The 23472-nt window shown below is 48.5% G+C and carries 20 protein-coding genes and 1 pseudogene; 11 read left to right on the top strand and 10 right to left on the bottom strand.

Annotation, left to right across the window (positions count from 1 at the left end; genetic code table 11):
* The first annotated feature begins 154 nt into the window (after window positions 1-154).
* Both BGO59_RS33685 and BGO59_RS33680 read left to right on the top strand, forming a co-directional pair.
* Complete coding sequence (locus tag BGO59_RS33685; protein WP_293691660.1) at window positions 155-769, top strand: hypothetical protein; 615 nt, start codon at window positions 155-157, stop codon at window positions 767-769.
* A gap of 77 nt (window positions 770-846) precedes the next feature.
* Window positions 847-2922 carry a hypothetical protein gene (locus BGO59_RS33680; protein WP_293691658.1) on the top strand — a complete coding sequence of 692 codons (2076 nt, stop codon included), beginning with the start codon at window positions 847-849 and terminating at the stop codon, window positions 2920-2922.
* A gap of 94 nt (window positions 2923-3016) precedes the next feature.
* Here the strand turns inward: BGO59_RS33680 and BGO59_RS33675 are convergent, their stop codons facing one another.
* Window positions 3017-3445, bottom strand: a complete 429-nt coding sequence (locus BGO59_RS33675) for a transposase (RefSeq protein ID WP_293691656.1) — start codon at window positions 3443-3445, stop codon at window positions 3017-3019.
* Complete coding sequence (locus tag BGO59_RS33670) at window positions 3432-3902, bottom strand: transposase (protein WP_293691654.1); 471 nt, start codon at window positions 3900-3902, stop codon at window positions 3432-3434. Before BGO59_RS33670 ends, BGO59_RS33675 begins: the two co-directional genes overlap by 14 nt.
* A gap of 336 nt (window positions 3903-4238) precedes the next feature.
* Here BGO59_RS33670 and BGO59_RS33665 point away from each other — a divergent pair.
* The 3 genes and pseudogenes from BGO59_RS33665 to BGO59_RS33655 all read left to right on the top strand — a co-directional run bounded on the left by BGO59_RS33665 (window position 4239) and on the right by BGO59_RS33655 (window position 5901).
* Window positions 4239-5048, top strand: a pseudogene (locus BGO59_RS33665) (oxidoreductase).
* 11 nt (window positions 5049-5059) lie between these two features.
* Complete coding sequence (locus BGO59_RS33660) at window positions 5060-5383, top strand: hypothetical protein (RefSeq protein ID WP_293691652.1); 324 nt, start codon at window positions 5060-5062, stop codon at window positions 5381-5383.
* A gap of 101 nt (window positions 5384-5484) precedes the next feature.
* On the top strand, window positions 5485-5901 hold the full coding sequence (locus BGO59_RS33655) for an AraC family transcriptional regulator (protein WP_293691650.1): 417 nt from the start codon (window positions 5485-5487) through the stop codon (window positions 5899-5901).
* Window positions 5902-5987: 86 nt separating this feature from the next.
* Here BGO59_RS33655 and BGO59_RS33650 read toward each other — a convergent pair whose 3' ends face one another.
* Both BGO59_RS33650 and BGO59_RS33645 read right to left on the bottom strand, forming a co-directional pair.
* On the bottom strand, window positions 5988-6788 hold the full coding sequence (locus BGO59_RS33650) for an AraC family transcriptional regulator (protein ID WP_293691648.1): 801 nt from the start codon (window positions 6786-6788) through the stop codon (window positions 5988-5990).
* Window positions 6789-6817: 29 nt separating this feature from the next.
* On the bottom strand, window positions 6818-7780 hold the full coding sequence (locus BGO59_RS33645) for an aldehyde reductase (RefSeq protein ID WP_293691646.1): 963 nt from the start codon (window positions 7778-7780) through the stop codon (window positions 6818-6820).
* A gap of 393 nt (window positions 7781-8173) precedes the next feature.
* On the opposite strand from BGO59_RS33645, the gene BGO59_RS33640 reads away from it, so the two are divergent.
* From BGO59_RS33640 to BGO59_RS33630, 3 genes are all read left to right on the top strand, one after another.
* Window positions 8174-8734 carry a cupin domain-containing protein gene (locus tag BGO59_RS33640; protein ID WP_293691644.1) on the top strand — a complete coding sequence of 187 codons (561 nt, stop codon included), beginning with the start codon at window positions 8174-8176 and terminating at the stop codon, window positions 8732-8734.
* Window positions 8735-9284: 550 nt separating this feature from the next.
* Complete coding sequence (locus tag BGO59_RS33635; protein WP_293691642.1) at window positions 9285-9995, top strand: DUF4405 domain-containing protein; 711 nt, start codon at window positions 9285-9287, stop codon at window positions 9993-9995.
* A 287-nt stretch (window positions 9996-10282) separates the two neighbouring features.
* Complete coding sequence (locus tag BGO59_RS33630; protein ID WP_293691640.1) at window positions 10283-12817, top strand: DUF5686 and carboxypeptidase-like regulatory domain-containing protein; 2535 nt, start codon at window positions 10283-10285, stop codon at window positions 12815-12817.
* Window positions 12818-12998: 181 nt separating this feature from the next.
* On the opposite strand, the gene pgmB is transcribed toward BGO59_RS33630, so the two are convergent.
* Window positions 12999-13652 (bottom strand): beta-phosphoglucomutase, encoded by a 654-nt coding sequence (pgmB, locus tag BGO59_RS33625; protein ID WP_293691638.1) that lies wholly within the window; start codon window positions 13650-13652, stop codon window positions 12999-13001.
* Between the two features lie 142 nt (window positions 13653-13794).
* On the opposite strand from pgmB, the gene creD reads away from it, so the two are divergent.
* A complete protein-coding gene (creD, locus tag BGO59_RS33620; RefSeq protein WP_293691636.1) occupies window positions 13795-15174 on the top strand; it encodes a cell envelope integrity protein CreD in 1380 nt (459 codons plus the stop codon).
* Between the two features lie 65 nt (window positions 15175-15239).
* Here the strand turns inward: creD and BGO59_RS33615 are convergent, their stop codons facing one another.
* The 3 genes from BGO59_RS33615 to BGO59_RS33605 all read right to left on the bottom strand — a co-directional run bounded on the left by BGO59_RS33615 (window position 15240) and on the right by BGO59_RS33605 (window position 19288).
* A complete protein-coding gene (locus BGO59_RS33615) occupies window positions 15240-15650 on the bottom strand; it encodes a hypothetical protein (protein WP_293691634.1) in 411 nt (136 codons plus the stop codon).
* A gap of 90 nt (window positions 15651-15740) precedes the next feature.
* Window positions 15741-17324, bottom strand: coding sequence for an ATP-binding protein (locus tag BGO59_RS33610; protein ID WP_293691632.1), 1584 nt, complete (start codon window positions 17322-17324; stop codon window positions 15741-15743).
* An 89-nt stretch (window positions 17325-17413) separates the two neighbouring features.
* A complete protein-coding gene (locus tag BGO59_RS33605; RefSeq protein WP_293691630.1) occupies window positions 17414-19288 on the bottom strand; it encodes a glycoside hydrolase family 13 protein in 1875 nt (624 codons plus the stop codon).
* 129 nt (window positions 19289-19417) lie between these two features.
* Between BGO59_RS33605 and BGO59_RS33600 the strand changes: the two genes are divergently transcribed.
* Together BGO59_RS33600 and BGO59_RS33595 are read left to right on the top strand one after the other, a co-directional pair.
* Complete coding sequence (locus BGO59_RS33600; RefSeq protein ID WP_293691681.1) at window positions 19418-21127, top strand: alpha-amylase family glycosyl hydrolase; 1710 nt, start codon at window positions 19418-19420, stop codon at window positions 21125-21127.
* Window positions 21128-21185: 58 nt separating this feature from the next.
* On the top strand, window positions 21186-22073 hold the full coding sequence (locus BGO59_RS33595) for an N-acetylmuramoyl-L-alanine amidase-like domain-containing protein (protein ID WP_293691629.1): 888 nt from the start codon (window positions 21186-21188) through the stop codon (window positions 22071-22073).
* Window positions 22074-22087: 14 nt separating this feature from the next.
* Here the strand turns inward: BGO59_RS33595 and BGO59_RS33590 are convergent, their stop codons facing one another.
* Together BGO59_RS33590 and BGO59_RS33585 are read right to left on the bottom strand one after the other, a co-directional pair.
* Window positions 22088-22579 carry a hypothetical protein gene (locus BGO59_RS33590; protein WP_293691628.1) on the bottom strand — a complete coding sequence of 164 codons (492 nt, stop codon included), beginning with the start codon at window positions 22577-22579 and terminating at the stop codon, window positions 22088-22090.
* Window positions 22580-22855: 276 nt separating this feature from the next.
* The gene (locus tag BGO59_RS33585; protein WP_293691679.1) at window positions 22856-22975 is read right to left on the bottom strand and encodes a hypothetical protein; all 120 of its coding nucleotides are present in this window, start codon (window positions 22973-22975) and stop codon (window positions 22856-22858) included.
* Between the last annotated feature and the right edge of the window lie 497 nt (window positions 22976-23472).

The raw sequence follows: 23472 nt of genomic DNA, 5'->3' as shown, positions 1-23472 counted from the left end.
TTGATCTTGCTGGGCCATACAATGAGGGGCGTGGGCTACTGCGGGTCAGCGCGATGAACTTATGGCTTACGCCAAAACCGCCGTTACAGGCCAACGAAAAACCGTTTGTACTGACGGGCACTCCTACTGCCACCCTTAAACCTAACCTGACAAAATGAAACGATTTATGCTTATGGGTTGCCTGTTTGCCAATGCGGCACTGGCCCAAACGCCATCTTTAACGCAAACGCTGAATGGCGGAGCAACGCGGCAGCCAGCCACCTACTCCTCACAGCCGGCACCTGTTGCAACAAAAATTAACAGTATACCGCCTACACAGCTATTGGCCAGAAAACAATACAACGAAAACCTGACAGTTTCGTATTCAACCGTTTATCAGTTCGGAACAGTCTTCTTAGCGGGCGATTTCTATAAAATCAGCCAGGCAGTCAGTGAAGAAGCAGATGGATGGCCGCTGCTGATTGAGGGAGCTGTAAAGAGTACCTTGCAAGACATGGCACGGAAGGCCGGGTTTAAAAACGAAAACATTTTTCTGACTACGGATAATATCAATAAAAACATTGCCACCACGAGAGCCTCGCCCGTTTGGCAGGATCTGTTCAAAACGGCTGATGCCCTGCGGAATGTGGATACAAAAACGCCCACTTTCAAAGAAGCGGGTGGGTTCAGCACAGGTCTCCAAATCACGGCCAGCAGCCCGCTTATCGACCCCAACGGCACCCCCAGCTACAACCGCGTCATCACTTCATTTCCCTTTACTGTCAGATGAGTTGTATTCTGCGTAAATCACTACTAGTCAGCATGCTATCTATACTGATGTTGCTACCGGCGTTGGCGCAAAAAGCTATGCAAAAACCACCGGTAGCCCCAAAGCAAGCTGTACCAGCCACCTCGCCAACACCCGCGCCCGTTAGCATTAACAACCTCGTGGTGAAAGCCCGGTTCTACGGCGACTCGGTGGTGTTGCGATGGTCGCCGGGTAACGCGCTGTTTTGGCAGAAAGCCAGTCAGTTAGGCTACCGAATCAGCCGGTTTGAGGTAAACGAACAAACCCAGAAACTAACCGAAATCCGGTCGCTGACGCCCACGCCCCTCAAACCCTGGACCGCCGACGAATGGAAGCAGCGCTGCGCCCGTACCGACAGCCTCGCGGGGGTGGCGGTGCAGATTCTGTATGGTAAAGCAGCCCTCGAACCGGGTAGCGAAATAAGCCAGGCAATGGACGGCCAAATGGACGCGGCCAACCGTTTTCTGATTGCCAATATGGTCAGTAGCTGGTCGGCTAAACACGCTAAAGGGCTGGCGATGCGCTTCACCGATACCGATGTGAAGCGCAACCGAGCCTACGTGTATGCCCTAAGCATTGCCAACACGGGTAGCAAAGCGACCATCGGCGATACTACATACCTGATGGTTCGGACGGGAAAAGTAGATCCTCTGCCTCCGATGCCCGAAATCCGCTATCAGCCCGGCGACCGTCTTGTTACGTTTCGCTGGGACCGGCGTATCGGCAGTCAATTGTTTACGGGCTACCACTACGAACGCTCTGCCGACGGTGGACGCACCTACCAACGGCTTAACCGCAAGCCTTACGTGAATATTGCCGCCCGTGCAGACTCGCTCCAGAACGAGGTTGTGCTGATTGATTCGCTGCCCCGTAACTACACCCGCTACCTCTACCGAATTGTGGGGATCACGCCCTTCAGCGATTTGGGGCAGTATTCACCCACCATGCCCGTTAGTGGCCTTGACCTCACCCCACCTACCGCCCCCGTACAGTTGGTCGGCACCAACGTACCCGGCAGTACTATCGTGAAACTGACCTGGCGCAAAGACAAAACAGAACCCGACTTTATTGGCTTCGTTATAGGGCGCGGCACTACCTCCGCAGGGCCGTTTAAACCCCTTTCTGATAAGGTTTTAGGGAAAGGGACACTTGAGTTTACAGACGGCAATGCCACCGAATTCGGCACGAACTTCTACGTAGTCTCGGCAGTCGATACGGCCGGAAATGCCAGCGTATCCGTACCCGTTTATGTTCCTATACATGACCGTGCTGCCCCTGCTGCCCCCTCCAGCCTGAGCGGCACTATGGACAGCACCGGCCGCGTAATCCTGCGCTGGAAACACAATACCGAACCTGACCTGCTGGGGTATATGGTGTATACGGCCAATGCCCGAGATCACGCGTTTACGCCCCTAACGCCCGATTTTCTGGTCGACGAATTTTTTGCCGACAGCACCACGCTGCAAACCCTCACCAAATCGAAGTTTTTTAAAGTGATCGCCTTTGATAAGTCGCGCCGGGCCAGCCCAGAATCGGATGTTCTCGAACTCAAACGTCCCGACCTAATCGCGCCCGTTCGACCCGTGTTCGACCGCTTTGTGGCTGCCGATAGCAGTGCCCGGCTCCATTGGGCGCGCTCCAGTAGCAACGACGTGCTGAGTCAGTGGCTCTACCGCAAAGAAGCAGGCCGCGATGCCGATTATGTACTGCTCACCAAACTCAATGCCACTCAAACCGAATACCTCGACCCGACGTTACTGCCCCGGCATACCTACGACTATGCGCTGGTGGCCGTCGACCAGGCCGGTAACCGATCTGAGCGGTCGTTTCCGCAACGTATACGAACCTTCGACTCAGGCATTCGACGGGGAATTTCGGGACTGACGGTACAGACTCCGCCAGGGCAACCCACTATGCTCCGGTGGACAGCCCCGGCAGGTAGCGGCCATTTTACGCTCGTATATCGGCGCGACAATGGCCAGTTTTTACACCTAATCGACCGATTGCCCGGCGCACAGACTACTTATCAGGATAAAGCTGTTTCCAACGGTTCTTCCTGTCAGTATGCTTTAAAAGTAGTTTATCCCGATGGGGGTGAGTCGGTGCTGAGTGCGTTTGTAGGGGGGCAAAAATGAGGATACCACAACTCAATCAGGTAGTAGACATCCAGAAGGCTGTTTATAAATTAAGGAACAATAATTCCTTAATTTACGTGAACTATGAGATCATTCAGGCTGCTAGAATCCAATCCGGTTCAGCTGCCTTCAGCAAACGGTCGCCTAAGTTGATACTTACCATGGGCTTACGCTCATAGAACGAGTAAGCGATCAGGCTGGCGTAGATGTTGACAAACGCATTGGTGGTTGAGCGATGGCGGCTATGCTCCAAATCGCATACCGCCTTGCTCTGCCCAATGACGGTTTCGATCAGATTCCGCTTTTGGGCCCATTTCTTAGCCGCCACAGGCCAGTCGACCACCTGCTTAGGCTTGCGGGGTTTAGCCGCCCAAATCAGTTGACCTTCTCGTTCTAGAAACGCTTGCTTTTCTGGGTTAAGCAGATACCACTTGTCGCCGAAAACCCAGCCAATCAGATCTTTGGTGGGTAAAAAAAGCACTTTAGGATGGGCATCATGAGTACTCCCACTAGTGATACGCACCTGGATCAACTCGCCTAAGACATTGATAACCAGATGCATTTTTAGACCAAAGAACCGCACCGGCGGCCCGGCAGCCCGTCGAGGTCTTGCCCCAACCCGCAAAGCCTTTTAGAGTCCGATGTTGATGAGCCCGTTTGGGATGAGAAGCTTGCAGCGAGGTCGAATCAATGTAGTACATACCTGTGCGTAGGCTTCGGCTACAGCGGTGAGCCAGATACAGCATCAGCGCAATCAGCGTGCGCGGAATCAAGGCCACAAATCGGTCATAGCTGACCAGATGGGGAAAGTCCCGGCGTAGGTCGGTCAGCACGTGGCGGGTATAGTAGGCTTTGACGTTTTTGTAAGGACTCAAGTGGTAATAGATCAGGATAGTCATCACCTCGGCGAGAGTAAGTTGACTAGGATGAAGTTTTTTGTAGAGCCCGCAGTGGTGAAGGGCTTTGGCAATCAAAGGCATTTTGTCTTTGCAAAAGACATCGACATCGACCGGTCCGCCGGTGCGGTAGATGTCGGCTAGCATATGAGTCCGGTTGTAGGTTTTTTTTAAAAGGTTAGCACCTAAAACTACCTATTTTCGGCTCATATGCCCTTTAAAAAGCTGTTTATCAAAAAGATAATCCCATAGTTCACGTTAAATTAAGATTTCTTCCACACCTATTCGACTTGGAAGAGAATCCCTCCTAAGCTAGCCTAACAGACGTACACTGGACTTCTCAGCAAACGGATTTGGACTTTTCAGAAAAGCCGTACGAAGCATCACGATCTAATTTTGTCTCATAAATAATTGAAAATTATGGCAAAGACAGTTTTAGTTACAGGCGCTTCGGCAGGAATTGGAAAAGCAACGGCTATTTTATTAGCCCAGAACGGATACAACGTTTACGGGGCTGCACGCAGGACCGAGAAAATGTACGATCTCAGAAATTATGGCATCAAGCCAATTGCGTTGGACATAACGTCTGAGGAAAGTATCGTTAATTGTGTGCAACAAATCACCAACGAAGCAGGAACGATTGATATTCTGGTCAATAATGCTGGTTTCGGTTCGAGTGGTGCGGTAGAAGACCTATCTATTGATGATGCACGGTATCAGTTAGAGGTTAATTTGTTTGGTGCCATGCGGTTGACTCAATTGGTACTACCGAAAATGCGGGCAAATAAATGAGGGAAAGTTGTGAATATTTCTTCTATAGGTGGCAAAGTTGCCTTTCCGCTGGCCGGTTGGTATCATGCCAGCAAGTTTGCGCTGGAGGCATTAAGTGATAGCTTACGAATGGAAGTAAAACAATTCGGAATTGACGTCATTGTCATTGAACCGGGTGGGATAAAATCAGAGTGGGCCGACATTTCCAACGAAAAAATGACAGCTGTCTCTGGACATACTGCCTATAAAGACATGGTGGCCTCTACCCAGAAAGCCACCACGAACCTGACACTCCCGGAACCAATCGTTATTGCAGAATTGATTAAAGAAGGTATTGAAGCGAAACAGCCCAAAACGCGATATGTCGGCGGCTATGGTGCAAAATCAATCCTATTTTTACGGAAAATTTTGTCTGATAAGCTGTTCCAGAAGGTAATTTTGAGTCAAACAAAAGGATGAACCCCGACGGTATGCAAAAGCAACCTCAGCAACAAATCGTTTTGTACACTTGTGCAAACGATGAATTCGGACACGATCCTTTTGTATCTGAGCATTGGCTGGTACTGATTGTTTCGGGCAGCACAGACCTATTTTCGCAGCAGGGGACTGTTTCACATCCTGCCGGAACGCTGGGCTTGATCAGAAAAAATCAGCTGGTGAAAGCGATGAAGCGGGTAGGCGATTCCCACACGTTTGCCTCCATCAGCATTTGTTTAGATCAAAAACGCTACAGAAATTCAGCACAGACTATGGTGTTGCAGCAGGCAGTACGTATGTGGGTGAATCGAATGTGATCATGGACGTAGATCCGTTTATGAAAAGCTACTTTGATTCGCTAATGCCGTATTTCACGCAGCCCGAAAAACTGACCCCAGCCCTGGCGCAGATAAAAACAATGGAGGTCATTGCGTTATTGTTGCGCAACGGTTCACTGAAAAACTTTTTATTTGATTTCAGCGAACCGCATAAGCTGGATCTGGAAGCGTACATGAATCGCCATTTTTCATACAACGTACCCCTCGCCCAATTTGCGAAACTGACTGGCCGGAGTCTTTCGGCTTTTAAACGCGACTTTGCGGTCATCTTTCAATCAACACCTGAACGATGGCTACAAAAAAAGAAGCTGGAAATGGCCTACTTTCTCATTTCACAAAAGAAGAAAAAACCATCAGAGGTTTATTTAGAAATCGGCTTTGAAAATCTTTCTCATTTTTCCATCGCCTTCAAAAAGGAGTATGGCGTAAATCCCTCCATATTGTTACGCCATACAAGTGCTATGCCCCCGTCGGGCAACGGCTCATCTGCTATTTAGCCTGTCTGAGTCAGTTACAAAAACGCCGGGGTCGGTTTGGTTATCGCGGGAATGTCCAACGACCCGGCCCTTGCTGATTCATAACCCTACTGATGTAATCCGCTTGTTGCTACTTCCGAAGGCGTTTTCCCGAAGGTCTTTTTAAATACAAATGAGAAATGAGACAAGTCTTCAAAGCCTACTTCCAGATAGACCATGCTTGGTTTCTGGTGTTGACGGCTGAGTTGGAAATACGCTTCGTCCAATCGTTTCTTCAGAAGCCAGCTTCCGGGCGTCATGCCAAAGGTTTTTTTGAAATCCCGTTTAAACGATGAAACGCTTCGTCCGGTTAGAAACGCAAATCGCTCCAGACTGATGTTGAATCGAAAATTTTGCTGCATGTACTCCTCTAAATCAATTTTGTGAGGACTACTAAAATTGAAAAAGATTGACGCCAATTCAGGTTGTGACCTTAACAAAATCAGCAAAAGTTCTTCCCGTTTAATATCGGCAAAGGTTTCGTCCAGCTCTGAATCGCTGGAGTAATACGGCTCCAGCGATTGGATATACTGCTTAATGAATGGATTCTGGTTGACAAACAGGAACGAATCACCGTAGGTTGAGGGGCCTACCGTGTAAGCATGCCGCTGAGTAAAGCGCTTTAAAAATGGTTCATCCAACGTAATGATGATCTTAATAAACTGGCCATTTTCTTTGAACTTGGTATAGCGAATCAAATGATTTTTGCGAGCAATGAAGCTATCTCCCGGCTGCATAACATACTGTTTTTTGCCGTCATAAGCTTTTATGGATCCCTTGAGCAGGAACATAAAATAATGGTCCGAAATAATCTGTTCCGGTGAAATGTCAGGTCCTAAATGACAGGAATGAATTTGCTGGGTAGTCATTTTTTGAAGGCTGATGGTAGCGCGCAACTTTACTTCGTAATCTCACTATCGAGACTGGCTAAAATAGCTTCTTCTTTGCTTCGTGGATGCCAATTTAACAGGTCTCTCGCTTTTTGGTTGGACATTGTAATATAATAGCTCGGATCAATAGGCTTCAGCTCAGCCATCCTACCGGCTTTTTGGGGGCGTTCTTGCTTGATAAGCTGGGCTACGTCATAAAAGCTAACCACACCATCCGAAGTCGCTAAAAAGCGTTGGCCTTTGGCTTCGGGTAGTACCATCGCTTTGATATGAATATCGGCCACATCACGTACATCAACCACACCAAAGGTAAATTGAGGGCTTTCGGTAACCGTACCGTCAACGAGCGCTTTGATTACTCCCTCGTAGGAAGCCGGAAAAATCCCGCCAATAATGGGGCCAAAAATGCCTACCGGATTGATGACCGTCAGTTCCAACCCCTCTCCCTGATGCTTAATAAAATCCCAGGCCGCTTTTTCAGCGATTGTTTTGGATTTGATGTAGGGTTGAACCGGGGCGTTTTCATCGGTCCAGTCATTCTCCGTAAAAATATGCTCTTTAGAGTTGATACTGTAGCCAATTGCAGCAAAGGAAGAGGTCATCACCACCCGTTTTACGCCCGCTTTCCGGGCCGCTTTCAAGACCCTCAATGAACCCTCACGAGCCGGTATGATGAGTTCGTTCTCGTCTTCAGGCTGAACTAATGGAAAAGGGGAGGCTACGTGCAAAACGTAGGTGCATCCCTGGGCCGCTTCTTCCCAGCCTCCATCGGAGGTCAGGTCGGCTTCCACATAGGACAATTTTTCCAGGTCGACAATTCCTGCTTCGTTCAGGGCCTGAACGATAGCTTCTTTTTTAGCCAGTGAGCGCACTGTCGTTTTAACGGTGTAGCCTTTTTGGAGCAAACTCAAAATTGTGTGAATACCCACAAAACCTGTGCCCCCGGTTACTAATACGGTTTGATTAGTCATTGTTTTCTATTTAAAATACAGGGCCAAAATTGGGGAGTAAACCGGAGAGAAGGTTTGTTGTAAAGGCCAATTTTGTTTGTTGTGGAGTTCAACTGTCAGCAAGGACGAACGAAAACAGTGGTCAACTTTTAGGCTGGCGACTCGTAGCCACCGATTAGCAAAGCATAATGCCCGAATTACCGGTACACAAATCCGTCATCGTCTTATTTGGGAGCCTTTTGTGGGACATTTACTTTTTAATTTCCGTTAAACCCAATTCGAAAATGAGACTTTATGACCATTCAATAAAAGCTTCGTTAGTCGATTGACCTAGGCCTGTACCTTTCATTAGTAAGCCACTCAACAAGTGATTAGGGTTGAAAGGTAAAAACTACGTCATCAACTGAATCAATTGTGAAACGAAGAAAATTTATTCAAGCCACTTTAGCGGGGCCTCCTCTTATCACTATTGACCCCGCTCAGGCTTTAGCTGAGCGAGCCTCAAAAGGCTTTAAAATCCAGAAAGGTGAGGGCCGCTACCATGGACATATCCAGCTTAAAGGTGTCAATGTCAACATCCTGGATGTGAAAGTATCGGGCAAAGATACCAATGGGGATTTGGCTGTCTTTGAGCAGACTTCACTCTCACCTAAGCGAGGTACTCCGTTGCACATCCATCCCAATCAGGATGAAATCTTTCACGTACAAGAAGGCCAATATGCTTTCTTAGTTGGTAAGGATCGTTTTGACCTTCAGGCAGGTGACAGTATATTTTTACCTCGCAAAGTACCCCACGCCTGGACTCAGGTTAGTGAAAAAGGAAGAATGACGGTTATTCTTCAGCCAGCGGGTAAGCTGGAAGAGTTTTTTGTGACCATGTCCAGCCTGCCCAAGGAACCTACTCAGGAAGAAATAGCCAAAATCTTTGCTGATCATGACATGCAAGTGGTTGGCCCTGGCTTGAAAGTGGACTGAGGTTAAACTACTGAAGATGCAGGCCTAGGAATATTCCTTCGTCTCAGGGAGGAGCGTTTTAGGAGATGCACCCCTACCCCGTTTTGAGTTACGTTTTTAACTAATCAATGGAAACGGATGAAGAACATGTCGATAACCTTTCTGTTGGCGGGGGCTGTACTGGTCCTGCTTTTAGTATTCACGGTAAACAAGGCCCATACCAACCTGAACCGATCACTGAAGGCTAATTAGCTGAGCGTAACGGGATGGGGTGGAGCGCGACTGCGACGCCAGTAGGCAATTCCTCAGTTGATTAAAATCAACATCTCACATTTTAGTTAAGTTTGTTACCGGGCTACCGGAGTGGACTGATCGTCAAGTGATAAATTTGCTGGGCCGTCGGAATGGTCAGTCTTTTTAGCTTTATCCCGATATTTTTACGTCACTTAGGTCGCGCACGAATCTTTACCCACATTCAAATTACCTTTGCATTTTATTTACCTACAATAATGTCTAACCTGAATGGTGGTCTGTTGATAAAACTGGCTCCGCTTCCACCTAATCTTGTTTTATGAAATCAAAAAATTTAGTTAGCCTGTTTGTGGCTGCCATTTTTCTGGTGTTAGCAACTACGGGTCTCCTGATTTATTTCGGTCAGGGTTCGCACATTGTCGATCATACCCATGCCTGGTTCGGTATGCTGTTTGTGACAGCCGCTATCTTCCACATTGTCAATAACTGGTCATCGTTGGTAGGCTACAGCCGAAATCGCCGGACGGGCAGTTTGCAGAAAGAACTCATCCTGCCTATACTTGTTGCCATCATTTTTGCGGCTGGTATTGGGTTCGATGTACCCGTTTTCAATAAACTGGCCAATGCGGGTAAGAATTGGGTACGTGGCAACAAACCCCGGCCCGAATCGATGCCACAAGCCAAAGTCGATTCCATTGCCAATGCCGTTGAAGTAGCTTACGCCAGTGCCTACAGCAAAGGGGATACAGCCGCTCTGGCTACCGTCATGAATTCTAAAACGGCCTTGCTGACCGAAGCCGGAACGCTTCTTCACGGTTCAGATGTCCAACAAAATCTGCTCAAACGCACAACCCCCGAAGTTGTACAGACCAAAGTAACCAATGCCGAAGCGCTTGACGACCGACTCATTGTTGTACGGGGTACGTTAACCGGCGCAACAACGCCTTCCGTCTATACCCATGTACTTCGGGAGCAAGACAAGAAGTGGCGTATCGTAGCGGCCCAGCAAGCCTATCCGTCTGTGCAATAGTCTAGTGCCAGAATAGCCTTCTCTCAGTAATGGGAACCCGGAGACACTGGGTTCCCATTACTTTTGTATGCCTGTTGATGCAACGGAAATATACTAACCTACGTATTGATTACCAGACAGGAAGCTATCCTAATCAGCAAAATAGTACAATGCCATTCTTTTTTAGAACATCCTAAAGGTTTTACTAATCGAGCTGATTTTGAAAGCGATTTTTTTAGTTTATAGTAAACTCTATTGACTATTTTTCGCTTACGTATAGGATAACAGTTCGCTGATATACTGTTTGGATGAATTCACTACTACGCACCTTAACGGCTATTATTCTTTTACTGACGGGATGGTCTGTTCAGATCGTAGCTCAGTCCAAAGTCTATACCATTAGCGGCCAGGTAACCGATGCCGCTACAGGTGAGGGTATTCCCTTTGCCAGTATTGCGCTGAAAGGTAAAACAGCCGGTACGACTTCGGATGTAAATGGCCGTTACGTATTGCGCGTCAATGCACTATCCGATTCCCTACAAGTCCTTAGCCTGGGGTATCGAACAGGTACTTATCCGGTTCTGAATCAAGCTACTCAGGTCATTGATGCCCACTTATTAGCAGCCGCTACCAGCTTGCAGGAAGTAAAAGTATATGCCAAAGGGGGTGATCCGGCTTATCGGGTAATGCGGGAGGCCGTTCGCCGGGGCGACCAGTACAACCCGGCCCAGTTGCGTGCCTACCAGTACGACAGTTACACTAAAATCGAAGCGTATATCAACAATTTCGCCCAGAAGCGAAAGAATAATAAGGGACCGGGGCCAATTGGCAAGCTACTGGGAAAACTTCCAGCCATTACCGACAAAAACGGCCAGCCAGCCGTGCCCGTATTTATCTCTGAAACCCTCTCTAATTTTTACGCCCGTACCAATCCCGAAAAAACGAAAGAATACCTGCTCAAATCGCACGTAACGGGCGTGGGGGTATCAGATGGCGGCTTGATTGCGCAACTTACCGGAGCGTCGTTTCAACAATATAACTTCTACCGGAACGCGCTCATTGTACTCCGAAAAGACATTCCTTCACCCATTGGTGCCCAGTGGGAAACGATTTACACCTATCGCCTGAAAGACACGGTTCAGCTCAACAATACGGTCTGTTATGCGATTGAGTTTACCCCCAAACGCCTGAGCGATCTGGCGTTTAATGGCACCATCTGGATCGACACAACGCACTTTGCCCTGGCCCAGATTGATGCTCAGGTAGATAAACGGGCAAACATCAACTTTGTGGACGAACTCCACATTGAACAGATCTGGGAAACAACGCCGTCTGGGTTACGTTTTCCGATCCAGACTCAGGTAACCATCGACAGCGACGAGCCAACCCCTCGTTCTCCGGGTGCACTGGTTCGTTTTTTCACATCGGCTCAGAACATTATCGAGAACAATCCGAAGGATGTTACGTTCTATGACCCCGCCATCGAACTGGCCGATGATTATAAGGAAGCGGACCCGGCATTCTGGCAAAGTGTACGCCCAAATTCATTATCATCCAACGAGTTGCGCGCCATGCGAGTGGTCGACTCGGTGCGTAATATCCCCCTGATGAAAGTCGGTGGTGAGATCATCAAACTGGGCGTTATCGGGTATAAACCACTGGGTAAATCGAATCTTGAACTGGGTCCCATTCTATATTCGTACGCCAACAACGATATAGAAGGTAGCCGGTTGCGGCTGGGGTTAAGAACGACGACTGGTTTCAGCAAAAAGTGGCTACTGAGTGGTTATGTGGCCTACGGTACCCGCGATGAACAACTCAAATACAGCGCCAATATCGAATACATCATCAGTCGAAAGCCCTGGACGGTGTTCGGTGTAAAACGTTCGTATGATCTGGAGCGGCTGGGCGTATCGGCCGACAACATTGGTAATAACTCGCTGTTTGCCGCTTATTCCCGCTTCGGCACCATCCGACGCCCTTATTTTCAGGAGGAAAATCTGGTGTATTTCCGACGCGAAATGGGCCGGGGTTTTACGCAAACGCTGGCACTGCGCAATCGTAGCTTTGAGCCACTGTTTCCGTTCGCCTTTACCCCCCAGAAACACGATGATGACCAGACAATCCGAAGCACCTACGAAACAACCGAACTGATTTCGGAAACTCGCTTCGCCCCTGACGAGCTCATTCTCCAGAATGATAACGTCCGTGTCAGCACCGGAGCCATTCGCAAACCCATTCTGACCTTACGCTACACGCTGGGCCTACGGAATGTTCTTGACGGCGATTTTACCTATCATCGCATTGCGCTGACGATGAAACACTCGTTCCGAATGGGTGTACTGGGTCGAACGTATTATACCATTGGAGCGGGTATTATTCCCTCAACAGTCCCCTACCCACTGCTTTATATGCCGCTGGGTAACGAGTCTTCGTTCTACGTTGGCAATGCCTACAATCTGATGAATTATTTCGAGTTCGTCTGTGATCGCTGGGCTACAGTTCAATTTGAGCACAATTTCAACGGATTGCTATTCAATCGATTGCCCCTCCTGCGTAGGCTCAAATGGCGGGAGTTGGTCACCGCTAAAGTACTGGCCGGAAGTGTTTCTTCGAAAAATCTGGCAATGATTCCGGCTACCAACGCTACCGGGCAAGCCGTAGACGGATTCAGTTCACTTAGTGGCACACCATACGTGGAGGTCGGATATGGCATCGACAACATTTTCAAAGTCCTACGCATCGACGCCGTGCATCGGCTTACTTATCGCGACAACATAGGCCGGACGGGTATTCCGGTAACCCCTTTCGCCATCAAACTATCGGGCTGGCTAGCGTTTTGACACCAGTTTATGGTGGTTCATGCGTGAACACGGCAGTATACACAACTGTACCAAACTAAGTAGGTTATTTTCTGTCATCCCAACGAAGGTGGGAATTAGAATTTCTAAGTACCCGACGATTCCTCCTTCGTCGGGATGACAGAAAAATCGGAATGACCCACACACTAGTTCAGATGGAAGCTTATACCGCTTTCGTCAAAACCTCCTCTACCGTTAACACTTCGAGTGAGGGAGCAACTAGGTCAGCCTGCGTCAGAATTTCGGGCGACCCAAGTCCGACGACAAACATACCGCCCCGTTTTCCAGCCTCTACCCCTGCTACGGCATCTTCAAATACGACACACTCCGCCGGATCGAAACCCAGCTCGGCAGCACCTTTGGTAAAAACCTCAGGGTCAGGCTTACCTTTACTGATTTTATTTCCGTCGATAACGGCATCGAAGGCATCGGTCATACCAATCCGGTCCAGAATCATACCCGCATTTTTGCTGACCGATCCCAGCGCCGTTTTAAGGCCTGCTTTACGTACTTGAGCAAAGAAACTTGCAACACCGGGCAGTATATCTCCGGGCGTCATCCGGCTGACCAGTTCCAGATACCAGGTATTTTTTTGAGCGGCCAATTCTGCCTTTTTCTCATCGGGTAACGTAAGGCCACCATGCGCCAGAATCAGGTCCAGCGATTCCATTCGGCTAACTCCTTTTAGGCTTTCGTTAAACGCTTCCGAAATATCGAAACCCAACTCATTGGCCAGTCGTTTCCAGGCCTGGTAGTGATAAATAGCAGTATCGACTATAACCCCGTCGAGATCGAACAGGAATGCTTTGATCGGCATAGTGATTCAGGTTGACAAACAGCAAAAGTAACGCATTCGATAGTAGCATCCCGACGGCATAAAAAAACTTACCTGAAAAATTGGAAAAACGATCTGTAAACCATTTACTTTGCAATACAAAGTACTTTTAAAATATGAAATCATGGAACCACTATCAACTACGGACCAGCCTGTCTCCTTATTCGATCGAATAAACCATTGGATTCGTACCTCAACGATGCTGAAAATAGCCGTGATTGGAGTGCTTATTCTGGTTTTACTTATTCCAACGGAAATGCTCCAGGCACTTATCCGGGAGCGAGAATCAACCCGGAACGAAGCACTGGCAGAGGTTAGCGCAAAATGGGGAGGAGAGCAGGTACTAGGCGGGCCAGTCTTATCGGTACCTTATGAAGAGATTACGAAAGATGATAAAGGCAATGAACAGCGGCAAACTTTCTTTGCCCATTTTCTGCCCGACGATTTGCATATAAACGGTAAGGTACAACCGGAACAACGAAATCGGGGCATCTTCGTCGTCATGCTGTACAATACACGACTGACGATCCGGGGGCGTTTCCATAAACCTTCCGCTGCATCGCTGGGTATATCACCTGCTGCTTTGCAATGGGACAAAGCCTTTTTATCGTTGGGAATCAGCGACATGAAAGGGATTAAAGATGCCATTACATTCCGGGTGAACAGCCAGCCTATATCAGCTGAGTCAGGTATTCCCAGCAACGATCTGCTTCCATCGGGCGTAAGTGCTTCTGTTCCGATCAATGCAGCAACCGAAACACTTCAATTTGAGTCAGTTATTAACCTGAATGGCAGTACTCAACTGAGTTTTCTCCCCTTTGGGAAAGAAACGCGGGTAACGTTACAATCTCCCTGGTCAACGCCAAGCTTTACAGGGTCTTTCCTGCCCGACCAGCGCAGTATACACGACAAGGGGTTCCAGGCTTCGTGGAAAGTTTTACAATTTAACCGGAATTTCCCCCAACAGGGCATCGGCAATTTTCTGGCTAAATCCATTACGGGCAACGAGGAGATACCGTCTTTTGGCGTTAAACTGCTACTCCCGGTCGATGAATACCAGAAAACGATGCGCTCAGCCAAATACGGAATTCTGTTTGTGATCCTGACGTTTGTATCGTTCTTCTTTGTTGAAATTCTTGACCGACGCCGGATTCACCCCATCCAATACTTATTAGTCGGATTTGCGGTCTGCCTGTTTTATCTACTGCTACTTTCCATTTCTGAGCACCTATCGTTCGATGGCGCCTATCTGATCGGCAGCGCGATAATTCTGGCTCTGATTACATTTTATGTACGCTATGTATTTCAGAATCTGCGGCTAACGGCTCTGTTCAGCGTGATTCTAGCCCTGCTTTATGGGTTCTTCTACTCACTGCTTCAGTTAGAAGATTACTCGTTATTGCTGGGGAGCTTTGGCCTATTGCTAATCTTGGGCGTCATTATGTACCTAACCCGCAACGTGAACTGGTACAAAGTCTATGAGGCCGAAGGATTAACGCCTTAATCGGTTAGTTCAATCACCTTCCCGAAACCATTGCCCCTTCGGGAAGGTGAATCATTGGGTTCTTGCTACTCTTTCATCCCCATAAATTCCAGGCCATCGGCCTCGCCCAGACGGTGACGCACCATCAGCACCCACCCTTTCCGGGGTCCACGTAATGTACTAATTTCGTCAACAGCATACTGCCCAATCGACTGCCCATCAATGGATAGGTCGTAGGCAGTCGAACTACTTTTTACGGCCTTTACCCCGGCGAGTTGATAGGTTCCTACACCAAAACGGTCGTAGGTAAAGCGGTAAGTGGCGGAACCCGTCTGATCGACCAACAGCCGTTGAGTAGTGGGCATTGCACAGCGGATTGGATCAATTTCCAGTCGAAACTGACCAGGCAACGTGCCATCATCGGCCAGACTAACACTATCTTTCTGGCAGCCAGCAACGAACAGAATCACGGATAAAAGGAGGAAAATTAATTTCATAGGATTGGCGGTTTTCCATAGGATTCCAAACAGAATCAAACCGTTGGAATTGTTTCCGACAGGATTTATCCGGTAAATCCTATCGGAAAGCTAAACCGGCAGGTAAACCGTAAACGTTGTTCCTTCGCCAATCTGACTCTGCACGTCAATAGCCCCATCGTGCTGTTCAATCACTTTTTTGACGATAGCCAGTCCAATGCCAGTGCCGGAGAACTCGTGCCGGGCATGCAGCCGCTGAAACACCTGAAAAATCTGATCGGCATATTTCGAGTCGAATCCGATGCCATTATCAGCAATAGCAATAGTCCAATAAGTGCGTCTGGCCGACAGTATGGTTGCGATAGCTGGAGGTAATGCTGAACCCAGCGTTTTTTGGGCCGTAATCTGCACAACTGGCGCTACAGGTACCCCATCAGCATCTTTTCGATAAAATTTAAGAGCATTGGAAAGCAGATTCTGAAATAACAGGCGGAGTTGCAATCGGTCGCCAACTATCTCTGGCAATTCATTATGGGCCCCTAACTGAATGGTAGCCTGTGTCTGTTCAATCGGATGCCAAAGGTCTTCGGTGATGTCCTCAATGAGTTTGGCCAATGAGAATGATCGAAACGTCTCGCGTTGAGTGGTGATCCGGGAGTAATCCAGCAAATCCCGGATTAGCAACGACATCCGTTCGGCCGCAACCTGCATCCGTTCCACAATGTTCACCCCATCCTGACTCAACTGGCTGGCATACTGGCTCCGAAGAATATCACCGAACGACTGAATTTTTCGTAACGGCTCCTGCAAATCATGACTAGCAATGTAGGCGAACGATTGCAGGTTTTCGTTCGAACGCTTTAGTTCCAGATTCGTGGCTTCAACCTGCAGCCGATTGCGCTGATTTTCTGTAATATCGACGTTTGAAATCACGACTCCATCACCCGAGCGGGTGGTCAGCCGCAACCACCACTGATCGCCAATACTGAATTCACTCAGGTCAGGTTCGCCCGTTTCAACGACGTGTACGTATTTGGCAAAGTCAATCTGTTGCTGTTCGGGCGAAGCAACCTCGAAAAAACGTTTTGTCAGGATGGCTTCGGCCAGATCGCCCCACATCCGAATGGCCTGTTGATTCGCCAGAATTGTATGAAAATCAACAATTTTTCCCGTTTCATCGCGAATGGCTTCGTGCAGCGAAATGGCAGCCTGCGTATGATCGAGGACAGCCTGTAATAAATCGGCTTGCTGCTTAATTTTTAGTTCGGCCTGTTTGCTATCGGTTACGTTAATGAATGTGATCACCAGCTGATCCAACTCGGACCGCACCGCCGATACTTCGAACCAGCCCTGCAAACCATACACATCCGTATAATGCTCAACGATTTGCTCAGCCTGCCCGGTTTCAACCACACGTTCGTACAGCGAAAACATTCCCGACTCACCATTGCCCGGAAACGTTTCCAGCAGTCGCGTACCTATAATCTTTTCGGGCGGCATCTGCAAAATACGCTCAACAGCCCGATTGGCTGTCAGCATTAAAAAATCGACAACTTTTCCTTTTCGACTGCGAATAGCCTGCATCGAGATGATGCCATTCAGCGAAGCATCATAGGCAGCCAGTGCTAACTGCACAGCCTCGGCCGACTGTAGTCGCTCAGTTGGTATATGATCGGGTGCGTTTGACGAGTTCATAGGCCAAAACAACGTTTCAAGTTCCTCAACTTTCTGTGCCGTTGAAAGTTTTGAACAATTACCTCATTATCAACCTATGAGAAGGCCGATTACTTCACCAATTCCAGCACCAATGCTGATTTGGCAGGCAGTTTGAGCATATTTAAATCTGTTAACGTTTGATCGTTCATCACATTGCGCGCTTTTGTAAAACCGTTCATTCGCTCTGCAAACCGGGCCGTGTCGAGGGCTATTTCTTTTTCATTGGTATTGGTAACCACCATCACCGTCTTACTCCCATCGTAGCGAAAATACACATAGGTACCATCCTGAGGCAAAAACTGCATGAGTTTTCCCGTATGCATTACTGGATTATCGCGCCGGTAGGTAGCCAGTTTACGCACGAATTGAAACGCTTCGTTCTCGCGGTCCGTACGGCCAGCAGCCTCGAACTTGTTTTGCTTATCGCCCGGAAAACCACCCGGAAAATCACGGCGTACTTCGGCATCCGACGGGTCTTTGAAATTTTTCATCAAAATCTCGGTTCCATAATACATCGACGGTATTCCGCGTGTGGTCAGTAGCCAGGTCAGGCCAATTTTATACTTGTCGAAATCATCACCAATCACCGACAGATAGCGGTCGGTATCGTGGTTATCCAGAAAGGTTACCAGCTTGTTCGGATCTGCATAAACGGCATCCTGCGCCAGCGCCTGATAAAACCGATTGACACCATCGTCCCAGCTAAATTTCTGTTTCAGGGCATCGAGCATCGACGAGTACAACACGAAATCGAGTCCACCCGGCTGATTCGATTTAAACGGAAAGTCAATTTTATTACGCGTATAATATGCCTGATCGACTACGTTGTTCACCCACGATTCGCCAAAAATGTGAATTTTCGGATACTGATCCATAAGTGCCTGATTGCAACGGTTCATGAAGGGCTGGTCGTTGTACATATACGTATCGACCCGCCACGCATCGACACCAAAATTTTCGACCGTCCAGAGGGCGTGCTGAATCAGGAAATTAGCCACAAATGGATTGCTCTGATTCAGATCGGGCAGGAACGGGACAAACCAGCCATCGAGTGTAACCTTTCGGTCGCGTTCGGCCCCATGCGGATCGGTAATCGGCTGGTATTTGTAGGAGGTATTGGTATAGGTGGGCCACTGGTGCAGCCAGTCTTTGCTGGGCATATCTTTCAGGAGCCAGTGATTGATACCAGCGTGGTTATAGACGGCATCCTGCACCACCTTGAGGCCCATAGCGTGTGCTTTTTTCACAAAAGATTTATAGGCTTCGTTGCCGCCAAGCCGTTTATCGACGGTATAATGATCGGTAAAGCCATAGCCGTGATAGGCCGATCGCATCGCTCCCCCTTCGTTGGTCAGGGGTTGGTTATTTTCCAGAACGGGCGTAAACCAAATGGCTGTAACACCCAGATCTTTCAGATAATCGAGCCGTTGAGCGGCCCCGGCTAAATCACCCCCATGCCGATAGAACGGATTAGACCGGTCGGCGTTCGGGTCGGCCATATCAGCAAATTTATCGTTGCTCTCGTCGCCATTAGCAAAGCGGTCAGGCATGGCCAGGTAAATGAAATCATCTGCTGAAACGCCCTGTCCTTTCGGGCTATTATCACGTGCTTTTAGCTCAAACGGCTGGGTTAAGGTCTGGCTTCCACGCTTACCAACCAGCTTAATTATACCCGGTTTAGCGGTAGGTGCAATGGTCAAATCCAGAAAGGCGTAGTTTGGATTTTCGACGGTATGCGTTTTCACCAGCTTTACGCCCGGATAGTTCAGCGAGTAAGCCAGCGTTCCGGCATTAGGCCCGTAAATCAGCAATTGCAGGGATGGATTTTTCATGCCGACCCACCAGTTAGTCGGGTTAACGCGCTGGATAAGGGGATTCTGCGCCAGCACCGTTCTGAATAGAGACAGCAGAACAAGAAGACCCGTAAATATGCTTCGTTTCATAGATATCATAGGTAGCAATGAGAATAATGCAACAAGAACGCAAAATTAGCCCAATATTTTAGCCGAAAAAGAGCCTAGTTTTGTAGTAATAAACCTGAATGATTGCACCACCTGACTTATTCCGACCGTATGTACACCGCATCTGCTGTCCCGGTGATGGACAAACTGATCATTTACCAGATTTTCACCCGCCTGTTTGGCAATCAGAATACGACCAATCACTGGAATGGAACGCTACAGGAAAACGGCGTAGGAAAATTCAACGACATCAATAATACGGCCCTTCAGGCCATCAAGCAATTTGGTGCAACACACATCTGGTTCACAGGCATTATCGAACATGCTACCCAGACCGACTATTCAGCCTATGGCATCCGGCCCGATGATCCAGTTGTGGTAAAAGGGCGGGCGGGTTCACCCTATGCAGTTAAAGACTACTACGATGTCGACCCTGATCTGGCCGTCAGTGTTCCCGACCGAATGGCTGAGTTCGACGCGCTCATTCAACGGACACATGCTCATAATCTGAAAGTTATCATCGATTTCGTACCCAATCACGTTGCGCGGCAATACCAATCGGACGCCAAACCTGCGGGAGTGGTCGATCTGGGACAGAACGACGATACGACGGTCGGCTTTTCGCCCAGCAATAATTTCTATTATTTACCCGGCCAAACGTTTCAGTCACCCGAAGGTCATACAACCAACCTACAGGAATTTCCGGCCAAAGTAACGGGCAGTGGTTCAATAACGGCCAGCCCCGACATAAACGACTGGTACGAAACGGTTAAACTCAATTACGGCATCAACGTTTTTGACGGAAGCCGCCACTTCGACCCCATTCCTGCCACTTGGAACCAGATGCTGGATATTCTGCTATTCTGGTCGGCGAAGGGTGTAGATGGTTTCCGGTGCGATATGGCGCATCTGGTGCCTGTAGAGTTCTGGCAATGGGCCATCAGTCGAGTAAAACGTCGCTACCCGCACATGATCTTCATCGCCGAGATTTATGATCCGGGCCTCTACAGACCGTTTATTTTCGTGGGTGGGTTCGATTATCTCTACGATAAAGTGGGGCTTTACGATTCAGTCCGTCGGCTCATGGAAGGACATGGTTCCTGTTACGACCTTACGCGCGTTTGGCAGCAGGAATCCGGCGACTTTGCCCAGCATATGCTTCGGTTCCTGGAAACCCACGACGAGCAGCGCATAGCCTCCCGTTTTTTTGCCAATGATCCCTGGGCGGCCGTTCCAGCTATGACGCTGACAGCTACCATGCACACAGGTCCGGTACTCATCTATTTTGGTCAGGAGGTGGGCGTTAAAGCCGAAGGTTCCGAAGGGTTTAGTGGTGATGACGGCCGGACCACGATTTTCGATTATTGGGGCATGCCGCGCTGGCAGGGCTGGCTCAACGGTGGTAACTACGATGGCGGCCGACTCACCGACGATCAGCGAAATTTGCGGGCGTTTTATCAACAGTTGAATTACCTGGTTATGGGTTCCGACGCCATCCAGAACGGTTATTTTTATGACCTTCAATACGTGAACGATAATGGGCAGAGCCCAGGTTACGACGCTCACCAGATTTACAGTTACCTACGCTATACTGACCGACAGAAACTACTGATTGTCTGTAATTTCTCGGCGTATAATACCTATGACACGACGATTCAGATTCCTCAGGCTGCTTTTGGTACAATGGGGTTGACGATGGCGAACACATATAAGTTCATGGATATTTTTCTGACCGACACTGAACTCGAAGTTGTCGGTTCGGCGGGTGTGCCAGTACTGCTTCCGCCACGAAGTGTACGCGTACTGGAAATAAAATCGTAACTTTTAGGTACTTTTTAAGGTTTGTTTCGTCAAGACAGGGAAACCGACCCAAGCCACCATGATGAAACTGTTTACAGCATTCTTTTTCTTACTTATACCATTTAGTACACAGGCTCAGGAAATTACACTATCGTCGAATCAGCAATCGCTGACCATCGTCGGTGGTAAAACAACGCCTGAAACAATCCTGTCAATTGGCAGGCAGTTTATTGGTTGTCCGTATGTACCCCATACGCTCGATACCAATCCCACCGAACAGTTGGTGGTAAACCTGCGCGAATTCGATTGTACAACCTATCTGGAAACCGTACTGGCCCTCTCACTGGCCTGGCAGGATGTAAGCGCTAGACCAAATCAGACCGCTTTTGAACAGACTTTCCGAACCTATCTGACCAAACTTCGTTACCGGGATGGTCGAATCGATGGCTACGCCAGCCGACTACACTACTTCTCCGACTGGCTTCGTGATAATGAACGCAAAGGGCTGGTAACCGATGTCACCCGTGAACTTCCGGGCAGTATGTCCGTTGCGAAACCTGTTTCGTATATGACCACCGCAACGTATAAATATCCTCGTTTAACTGACCCGGCTATTCTTAAGCAGGTAGCCCAAACGGAAGCAGCTATCAGTCAGCAAACCTTCTCCTTTATCCCCAAAAAGGCCATTAAGCAAGCCGAGGCTTCTATACGCGAAGGTGACATCGTGATGCTGATGGCAGCCCGACCCGGTCTGGATATGAGACATGTAGGCATTGTGGTTCGGCAACCCAGCGGGCAATTACACCTAATGCATGCTTCATCTGAACAGGGGGCAGTGGTTATTACGCCCTATCCTTTAAGCGACTATGTACTCTGGCACCGAGGCCTATCGGGAATTCGAATCGCTCGTCTCCGCTCCGAAAATGGCACTCCCTCGATTATGGCTCGCGGGAAACAGGCAGAATAATAGCTTTATAGTAATCATCTGTGCCCAGCGTTTACCTGATCGAACGCTTCCAGAAACGGATTTACAGCTGACAGATCACAGGCGGAACAGAGTGCTGAAACACGTTGATCACTAATGACCAGTCGCCGGGAAGTGATTGTCTGGCAGTTGCTATCATATCCCCTGGCCTGAATGAGCCGCGCCCGTATATCGCCATCCTGCCAGCTTTCTCCCTCTATTGTCAGGAGTTTATTAGTCTGTGTGCCGCACAGATTCAGGCGTTTCGCTGCTGTATAAGGCTCTTTCCCTTGCCCGTATAGTAGTCGAACCATCTTCTGTAACTCGTCGCTGACATCACAGGAAATCTGAAACAGTTTATCCTCGTAAAACACCAGCGACAAGTTATTGACCGACAATCCGTTTATATCCACCGACTGAGCCGTAAACAAACGTACCTGGTCACAGCTCAAAGCTAGCGTTCCTTTGACCAGTACAGTTTCGACTTCAGTAAAACCGTTTCTGTTCATTGAGTCAGGCGTAGTAACTCCGATCACATACCGACCTAACCCTGCCCTATAAGGAGGGACTTCGATAATACCCCATAAAATAGACAGAAGTAAAAGACTGTAAGCTGAAAGCCCATAAGTCTGGAAACGAATGAAATTCGTAGACTCGGCTAAAGTCGACTTAACGAAAGCCACTAAAAGTGGGTTATTCCAGAATGAAATTCTCATCCACGTTTGGTAGCTCTATGTGATGATCTAACTAGGCTTGTAATACTTCATCAGTATATTACCCACACTTCAACTAACACAACTGATACTCTTGAAATGGTCTCGCCAGTACCGACGACGCAGTTCGCTGAAGTCTTCCATCAACAACTTAATACTTCGACCTTTTAGCAGTCGGACCAACTCGCTCACACTTAATAAGGGCGGATACGACACGCGCAGATGGCTATGGTCTTTTGCCAACCACTCCTTTCAAAATCTGCACATCCAAGGCATTGCAGCCCAGCCGACGGAGCGGTTTAGCGAAGCAATTTTCGACAAAGCAGTTGCACATCGCCTTGCAAAACCTGATAGTGTGATTTGGCGCTCCATACCAGATACACTGGTAAATTATGAACCCAAAGACTACCAGATCGTTGCTGTTTCATTCAGTAAAGCTAACAGAAATGACAGGGCCACCTGTGTAGTAGCAACTAAAGTCTTGCCCCAAGGGCATAGCTTACACGCGGTTCCGCTTCTTCTTAGATAAACTGCATAATGCGTACACGCTGGCTATCAATACCACTAAGCTCGATATACCTTTCCGCTGCTGGAGCTTCCGGGATCAAGGACAATACTTGTGGAGCAACTTGGATTAAGCATATAACTGAGTGAGCCGATATAAGAAGAATTCCACATTTCGAACCCCT

This window comes from Spirosoma sp. 48-14 (assembly GCF_001898575.1).
GTDB lineage: Bacteria > Bacteroidota > Bacteroidia > Cytophagales > Spirosomataceae > Spirosoma.
This window is presented reverse-complemented; position numbering and strand designations above follow the sequence as displayed.